At 58.8% G+C, this 7,282-nt stretch carries 5 protein-coding genes and 1 pseudogene; 5 read left to right on the forward strand and 1 reads right to left on the reverse strand.

Annotation, left to right across the window (positions count from 1 at the left end; translation table 11 throughout):
* The 5 genes and pseudogenes from ACIQ2E_RS10850 to ACIQ2E_RS10870 form a co-directional block, all read left to right on the forward strand.
* Nucleotides 1–288 (forward strand): annotated as a pseudogene (locus tag ACIQ2E_RS10850) (cytochrome c oxidase subunit I); the annotation flags it as partial.
* Entirely contained in the window at nucleotides 285–878 is a 594-nt protein-coding gene (locus ACIQ2E_RS10855) for a heme-copper oxidase subunit III (RefSeq protein ID WP_398330165.1), read from the forward strand. The pseudogene ACIQ2E_RS10850 and the gene ACIQ2E_RS10855, both read left to right, overlap by 4 nt.
* A gap of 10 nt (nucleotides 879–888) precedes the next feature.
* On the forward strand, nucleotides 889–2,403 hold the full coding sequence (locus ACIQ2E_RS10860) for a GMC oxidoreductase (protein ID WP_398330168.1): 1,515 nt from the start codon (nucleotides 889–891) through the stop codon (nucleotides 2,401–2,403).
* A gap of 44 nt (nucleotides 2,404–2,447) precedes the next feature.
* Nucleotides 2,448–5,090, forward strand: coding sequence for an MGH1-like glycoside hydrolase domain-containing protein (locus ACIQ2E_RS10865; protein ID WP_398330171.1), 2,643 nt, complete (start codon nucleotides 2,448–2,450; stop codon nucleotides 5,088–5,090).
* A gap of 57 nt (nucleotides 5,091–5,147) precedes the next feature.
* Nucleotides 5,148–6,746 carry a GMC oxidoreductase gene (locus tag ACIQ2E_RS10870; RefSeq protein WP_398330174.1) on the forward strand — a complete coding sequence of 533 codons (1,599 nt, stop codon included), beginning with the start codon at nucleotides 5,148–5,150 and terminating at the stop codon, nucleotides 6,744–6,746.
* Between the two features lie 27 nt (nucleotides 6,747–6,773).
* Here ACIQ2E_RS10870 and ACIQ2E_RS10875 read toward each other — a convergent pair.
* A partial coding sequence (locus ACIQ2E_RS10875) for a DoxX family protein (protein WP_398330177.1) occupies nucleotides 6,774–7,282 on the reverse strand: 509 nt, incomplete at its 5' end.

Raw genomic sequence — 7,282 nt, forward strand, 5'->3', positions numbered from 1 at the left:
TTCTGGAATGTGGTGGCGAGTCTGGGAGCCTTCTTACTGGGAGTGTCGATTATTCCATTTCTGCTCAATATGTTGAGTGCCTGGATCCGCGGCCCCAAGGCAACGCACAACCCTTGGAATGCCATCGGTCTGGAATGGCTCTTGCCTTCCCCGCCCCCCGAGGACAACTTCGGCGAGGACGTGCCCACCGTGATCAGCCGCCCCTACGGCTATGGCTTAGGCAAACCCCTGGTGGAACACCAAAACGAGATTGAACGCAAGCTCGAACTGCAGGAGGCATCCGCATGACCATCACCACACTGCAACAACCAGGGGCTCCCGCCGAGCACGAAGAGCACCCAAAACACAACCTCACCGGATTTATCATCTTTCTGTGCTCAGAAAGTGTGATTTTCCTCGCCTTCTTCAGTGGCTACGCGCTGTTGAAGACATCAGCACTCAACTGGTTGCCCCAGGGTGTGGATGGATTGGAGTGGAAGACGCCACTGGTTAACACGATTGTGCTTGTGTCCAGCTCGGGCACCATTGCCTTGGCTGAGCATTTCAAAAACCGCGAGAACATGCTCCTGTTCCGCGGGTTCTGGCTGATGAGTATGGCCATGGGGGTTTACTTCCTCTATGGCCAAGCAGTCGAGTGGAGTGGTTTGCAGTTTGGCTTCACCTCTGGAACCTTCGGTGGCACGTTCTATCTGCTCACGGGTTTCCACGGCTTGCACGTGGCCACGGGAGTTCTGTTGATGGGCCTGATGTTGATCAAATCCTTCATCCCAGGCAATTACAGCGGTGGTGAACAGGGTGTGCAGGCCACGTCGCTGTTCTGGCATTTCGTGGATGTGATTTGGATCATCCTCTTTCTGCTGATCTACGTGTGGCAATAGGAGGTTCACCATGATCATCGACGACACCCATTACGACGTCATCGTGATTGGCAGCGGTGCCGCTGGAGGCACCCTTGCTGCTCAGCTCTCCCATTCCGGCAAGCGTGTTCTCCTGCTGGAACGCGGTGGTGCGATGCCACTTGTTGACCAGAACGTCGCGGATGTGGATCTGTTCCGCAAAGATCGCTACCACCCTGGTGAGCAGTGGTTTGGAACCGACGGGGATCCTTTTTCACCGCAAACCATCTACGCCCTTGGTGGCAACACCAAGATCTGGGGCGGTGTGCTTGAGCGGATGCGGGAGAAGGAGTTCGCGGGTATCCAGTTGCAGCAGGGTGCTGCCCCTTCCTGGGAGCTGAGTTACAGCAGCTTCGCTCCCTTCTACGACCGTGCTGAGCAGCTCTACCGCGTGCACGGTGAGCAGGGTGTTGATCCCAGTGAGCCTCCGCGTCATTCCGGTTTCCCGTTTGAGCCGAAACCGATCGAGCCGTTCATGCAGGAACTGCGCCTGTCGCTGGAACGGCACGGCGTTCATCCCTATCACCTGCCCCAGAGCTGGTCGGAGTCAGCCTTGGATCCCACCGGTGATGCCGAGCTGTTTGGTGTGGATCAAGCCCGGGCGCAGCCATTGGTGCGGGTGCGTGAACGCGCTCGGGTACGGCGGTTGCACGTGAACCCCTCAGGCACTGAGGTGCGCGGGGTTGAGGCTGAGATTGATGGCCAAGCGTGGTTGTTTACGGCCCACGTGGTGGTGTTGGCGGCGGGCGCTGTCAACAGCGCCGAGATTCTGTTGCGCTCGGCTACGGAGCACCACAGCCGGGGCTTGGCCAATGGCTCTGATCAGGTGGGCCGCAACCTGATGAAGCCACAGCTCACCTCGATCATTCAGCTGGCTGCCGAACCCAACTCCGGTCGCTATGGCCGCAGTTTGGGCGTCAACGATTACTACTGGGGCGATCAGAACGTGAGCTTCCCTCTGGGTTCGATCGCCAGTGGCGGCGGCGTGCTGCAAGACGCTTTGTTTGCCGAATCTCCACCGGTGCTATCGCTGGTGACCAAGCTGATGCCCAATTTCGGGCTTGAACAACTGGCGGCCCGCTCGGTGGTGTGGTGGGCCATGAGTGCTGTTCTCCCCGATCCCCATAACCGGCTGACGCTGCGAGGGAATCACCTTCAAATCCACTATCTCCCCAACAATCGCGAGGCCCATGACCGCCTTGTGTATCGCTGGATCGACACGCTCAAGCTGGTGGAAAGCGACCCCGAGTGCCATGTGGTGAAGTCCGCTCCCACCCATCCGCGCGGTGAGGCTCCGCTCACCGTGATGGGCAGCGTTTGCGGCACCTGCCGCATGGGTTCCAATCCAGCCACGTCCGTGGTGGATCTCAATGGCCGTGCCCACGAGCTCACCAACCTCTACATCGCTGATGCCAGTGTGTTTCCCAGCTGCCCTGGCATTGGCATTGGTCTCACGGTGATCGCCAATGCATTGCGCGTTGGCGACCGGGTGCTGGAATCCCTATGACGTTTCTAAGCGGGGCATCGCCCGAAGGCTCTGAGCTGCGGCGGATGGCCGAGCGCGACCGCGAGGGTGTGCGCTGGGATCTCTGGGGCAGCTATTTGCCAGAACGTCAGTGGGGAACGGTGCGCGAGGACTACTCCGCCGATGGCAACGCCTGGACTTCATTTCCCCACGATCACGCCCGGTCCCGGGTCTACCGCTGGGGTGAAGATGGCCTGCTGGGTATCTGCGATAACCAGTGCCGCCTCTGTTTTTCCGTAGCCCTATGGAACGGTGTGGATCCGATCCTCAAAGAGCGCCCCTTCGGCCTCGCCAATGAAGAAGGCAACCACGGCGAAGACATCAAAGACTACTACTTTCATATCGCCAACACCCCAACCCACAGCTTCATGCGTGGGCTCTACAAATATCCGCAGCAGCGTTTCCCCTACGAGCAGCTGCTAGAGGAGAACCACCGCCGGGGCCGCGATCAGCCCGAATATGAGTTGGTGGATACCGGCATCTTTGATCAGAGCCGCTACTTCGATGTGTTCATCGAATATGCCAAGGCGGGGCCAGACGACATTGCGATTCGGATCCGAGCCATTAACCGCGGCCCTGATCCAGCTCCGCTCACCCTGCTACCCACTCTGTGGTTACGCAACACCTGGAGTTGGGGCTATCCCGATGAGCACGAGCACCCGATGCAGCTCGATGGCGATGCTGTGCAGGCCACCGTCAGTGGTGGTGTTGGCACCTATCGGCTCAGCTGCCATGAACAGGGCTCCTGGCTGTTCACCGACAACGAGACCAACACGCAACGTCTCTTTCAGAAGCCCAATGCCCGCCCCTTCCAGAAGGACGGCTTTCATCGTTATCTGATCGACGGTGAGCAGGAGGCGATCAATCCAGCGCAGCATGGCACCAAGGTGGCTCGCCATCTGCAGCGCACCCTTCAACCCGGTGAGGAGTGGCAGGTGAACCTGCGGCTCAGTGGTCCTGTTAGTTCTTCTGATGGTCAGCCTTCGAACGCAGATGTTGATCCGTTGTTCCGGGCGCGTGAGAAGGAATGGCGAGAGTTTTTTGATAGCCGAGTTCCCCACCTCAGCGATGAAGATCGTTTGATCCACAGCAGCGCTGCCGCTGGTCTGTTGTGGTGCAAAAAGTATTACGGCTGGAGTGTGCAGCGCTGGCTGGATGGTGATCCCACGTCACCGGAGCCTCCGCCCCAGCGCTGGCACACGCAAAACCTGTCCTGGCAGCGCCTCAATGCCCACGATGTGATCTCCATGCCGGATGCATGGGAATACCCCTACTTTTGCCAGTGGGATTTGATGTTTCACTCGGTGGCCTTCACCGTGTTTGATCCCGCCACCGCCAAGCAGCAGTGCATGTTGCTGCGCTCGCCGCACTACACCGCTCCAAATGCCCAGACCCCGGCCTACGAGTGGGCTCTCTCTGATCCCAACCCTCCGATCGGCGCCTGGGCGGCGATGCGGATTTTCCAGATCGACCGCAAAAGCAGCGAGGAGCCTGATTTCGGCTTCCTTCGGGCGGCGTTGCGCAAACTGATTCTTGAATACGGCTGGTGGGCTAACCGCAACGATCGTTCCGGCGACAACGTGTTCGAGGGTGGCTTCCTCGGTCTCGACAACATTGCTGTGTTTGATCGCCGCTATCCCCTTGCCGACGGCAGCCGTATTGAACAATGTGATGGCACCGCCTGGATGGCCTCCCTCAGTCTCAACCTGCTGAATATCAGTGTTGAGCTCAGCCGCGCGGAGCCTGAATACGCCGATATCTGTGAGCGCTTTGTCTACGACTACGTCTCCCTGGCTCTCATCCTCAATACGCCGGGCAGTCGGGCCTACGTGAACTGGGATGAGGAGGATGGCTTCTACTACGACGTGATCAAGCGGCCGGATGGGAGCACTACTTTCCTGCGCACTCGCTCGGTTTCCGGTCTGATTCCGCTGCTTGCTGTGGCCAGCTTTGATGTGGACACCGTGAAGCGGCTTCCGGTGCTGGATGTGGCCAGCAGCATGAAGTGGTTGTTGCACGAACGAACTCGCCCCCAGTGGTTGGTCGATAACTTCACCGAGTGGCGCAATGACCGGTTGCTGTACTCCCTTGTGCCGGAGCAGCGTCTCCGCCGGATCTGTGAACGGCTCTTCGATGAGGATGAGTTCCTGTCCCCTTATGGCATTCGCGCCCTTTCCAAGGTGTACGGAGACCATCCGTATACCTTCACCGAGGGTAGTGACTCCCAGACTCTGGCATACAGCCCGGCGGACAGCCCCGTGGCCATGTTCGGTGGCAATTCCAACTGGCGTGGGCCCGTTTGGATGCCGATCAACTTCTTGCTGATCGAGGCCTTGCAGAAGTTTGGCCACTATTACGGCGACTCCTTCCAGGTGGAGTTCCCAACCCGTTCAGGCAACTGGATCAGTCTGTGGGATGCCTCACTGCTTCTAGAGCATCGCCTGGTGAATTTGTTCCGAAGGGGTTCGGATGGTCGGCGGCCGTTTAATGGCGATGTTGACCTCTTCCAGAACGATCCCCACTGGCGTGATCTGCTCCTGTTTAACGAGTATTTCCACGGCGATCACGGCAGCGGTGTTGGTGCCAGTCATCAAACGGGTTGGACGGCCATGGTTTGCAAAATGATCAATCAGCTCAACCGCTACCCCAGCTCCGCCAAAGGCTCGTGACAAAGCGGAGACAGAGTCATCACCTGCTTCTAACTTGCAGCTAGTGATGATGCTTCCGTGGATCTACTCCAGTCGCTTGGTCAGCTGCAAAAGCCCGAGGTCAGCCACTTCGATCTGATCATCATCGGTAGTGGTGCAGGTGGTGGAACTCTCGCCCGCGTGCTGGCGCCTACCGGCCTTCGCATCCTGATCCTCGAGCGTGGCGACTGGTTGCCACAGGAAGCGCAGAACTGGGACGCCGATGAGGTGTTCCAGAAGGGGCGTTATCTCAGCAAGGACATCTGGTATGACGGCAAGGGCAATCCCTTTCAGCCTGGTAGCCACTACTTCGTGGGTGGTGCCACGAAAATGTACGGGGCTCACCATTTCCGGCTACGTCAGCGCGATTTTGAGGCTCTTGAGCACCACGACGGCGTCTCGCCGGCCTGGCCTCTGCGCTACAGCGATTTCGAACCCTGGTATCAGCAGGCCGAGGCGATGTATCACGTGCATGGCCTGCGCGGCGAAGATCCCACCGATCCGCCCAGTTCAGCACCGTATCCGCATCCACCGATTTCCCACGAGCCGAGAATCCAGAAACTCGCGGATGATCTGCGCAGTGCCGGTCTGCACCCGTTCCACGCGCCAAGTGGTGTGATGCTCGATGAGAGCAATATGCCCTATAGCCGTTGCCGGCGTTGCAACAACTGTGATGGATTCCCCTGTTTGGTCCATGCCAAAGGGGATGCCGAAGTGTGTGGTGTGCGCCCTGCTCTTGCCGCTAGCGCCAATGTGTCGTTGCTCACCCGCTCTGAGGTGAAGCGATTGCTAACCGATGAAGCCGGCACCACGGTGACTGGGGTGGAGTTGGTACACGACGGCGAAAAGCTGAGCTACTCGGCTGATCTTGTTGTGGTGAGCTGTGGTGCTGCCAACACGGCCCGCTTGCTGTTGATGTCGGCGAACGACAAGCATCCGCGCGGTTTGGCCAATGGTTCCGACCAGGTAGGCCGCAACTACATGTTCCACAACAGCAAGGCCGCGGTGGCTCTCTCGCATGAGCCCAACCCAACCATCTTCCAGAAAACGATTTCGATCAACGACTGGTATTTCGGCGACGCCGATTACGACTACCCCATGGGCAACATCCAGATGACGGGTAAAACCCGTGGGGCCATCATGAAGGGTTATGCGCCGCTGGAAACCTTCTTGATGCCCGACTGGTCGATGGACCAGATTGCGGAGCATGCCCTCGACTTCTGGCTTACCACGGAAGACCTTCCCGATCCGAACAACCGCGTCACGATTGACTCGGCTGGTCACATTCATCTCAACTACACGGTGAACAACCAAACCTCAGCGAACCGGCTGTGGGGGCGCTTGCAGGGAATGCTCGATAAGCTCTATCTGAAGAAGCACCTGATTGAGCGCCAGATCTACGTCAAGAACCCGATGGGCATCGCTGCCGTCGGCCACCAGGCTGGCACCTGCCGTTTTGGCACTGATCCTTCCAGCTCAGTGCTCGACGTGAACTGCAAGGCCCACGAGCTCGACAACCTCTACGTGGTGGACACGAGCTTCTTCCCCAGCATCGGCGCGGTGAATCCTTCGCTCACCGCCATCGCCAATGCCATCCGCGTGGGCCATCACCTCAAGGAACGGCTGGCGGTGTCCTGATGAGCGCATCACGTGCTGGGGTATCCATTAGATCCCCAGCCAAACCCTCAGCAGATCGTCAATCAACAGCGTGTCGAGCGAGAGCATGCCACCGCCGCAGAAGATCAGCACCAGGCACATCACCACATACATGGCAGCTTTCTCCCAGCTGGGAGGTTCACCAACGCCCATGGGGCCGGCGTAGTCGCCTTCAGGAATCAGATAAGGGTCAGCGGCGATGAAGGGGAAACCACCCTTGATTTCCAGCACCATCGCGTAGGCCATCGAGACCAAAATCGCGAACGAGGCCAGTGGGGTCAGGAAGCCCACGATCAGAGCAATGCCGCCCGCCCACATCGATCCAGCAGAAACAAAGCAAAGCCAGGCCGGCGTGTTCAGCATCTGAGCCCAGGTCTGCAGGTTGCGCAGCTTCGGCCAACCGTGGCGGATGAAGCAGATGCCCATGAACACCCGCAGCAGCAGCAACGCTGCTTGAGCAAAGGTGGAGGGTGCCGCCGGCACCAGCAGCTCCACAACGGTGATGTCCATGGGTTTGA

It is taken from the genome of Vulcanococcus sp., assembly GCF_044369115.1.
Classification (GTDB): Bacteria; Cyanobacteriota; Cyanobacteriia; order PCC-6307; family Cyanobiaceae; genus Vulcanococcus.

What these genes read in the sequence shown, in the direction of transcription:
- ACIQ2E_RS10855 (WP_398330165.1), top strand. Translation starts at nt 285, where the DNA reads ATGACCATCACCACACTGCAACAACCAGGGGCTCCCGCCGAGCACGAA.
- ACIQ2E_RS10860 (WP_398330168.1), top strand. Translation starts at nt 889, where the DNA reads ATGATCATCGACGACACCCATTACGACGTCATCGTGATTGGCAGCGGT.
- ACIQ2E_RS10865 (WP_398330171.1), top strand. Translation starts at nt 2,448, where the DNA reads ATGGCCGAGCGCGACCGCGAGGGTGTGCGCTGGGATCTCTGGGGCAGC.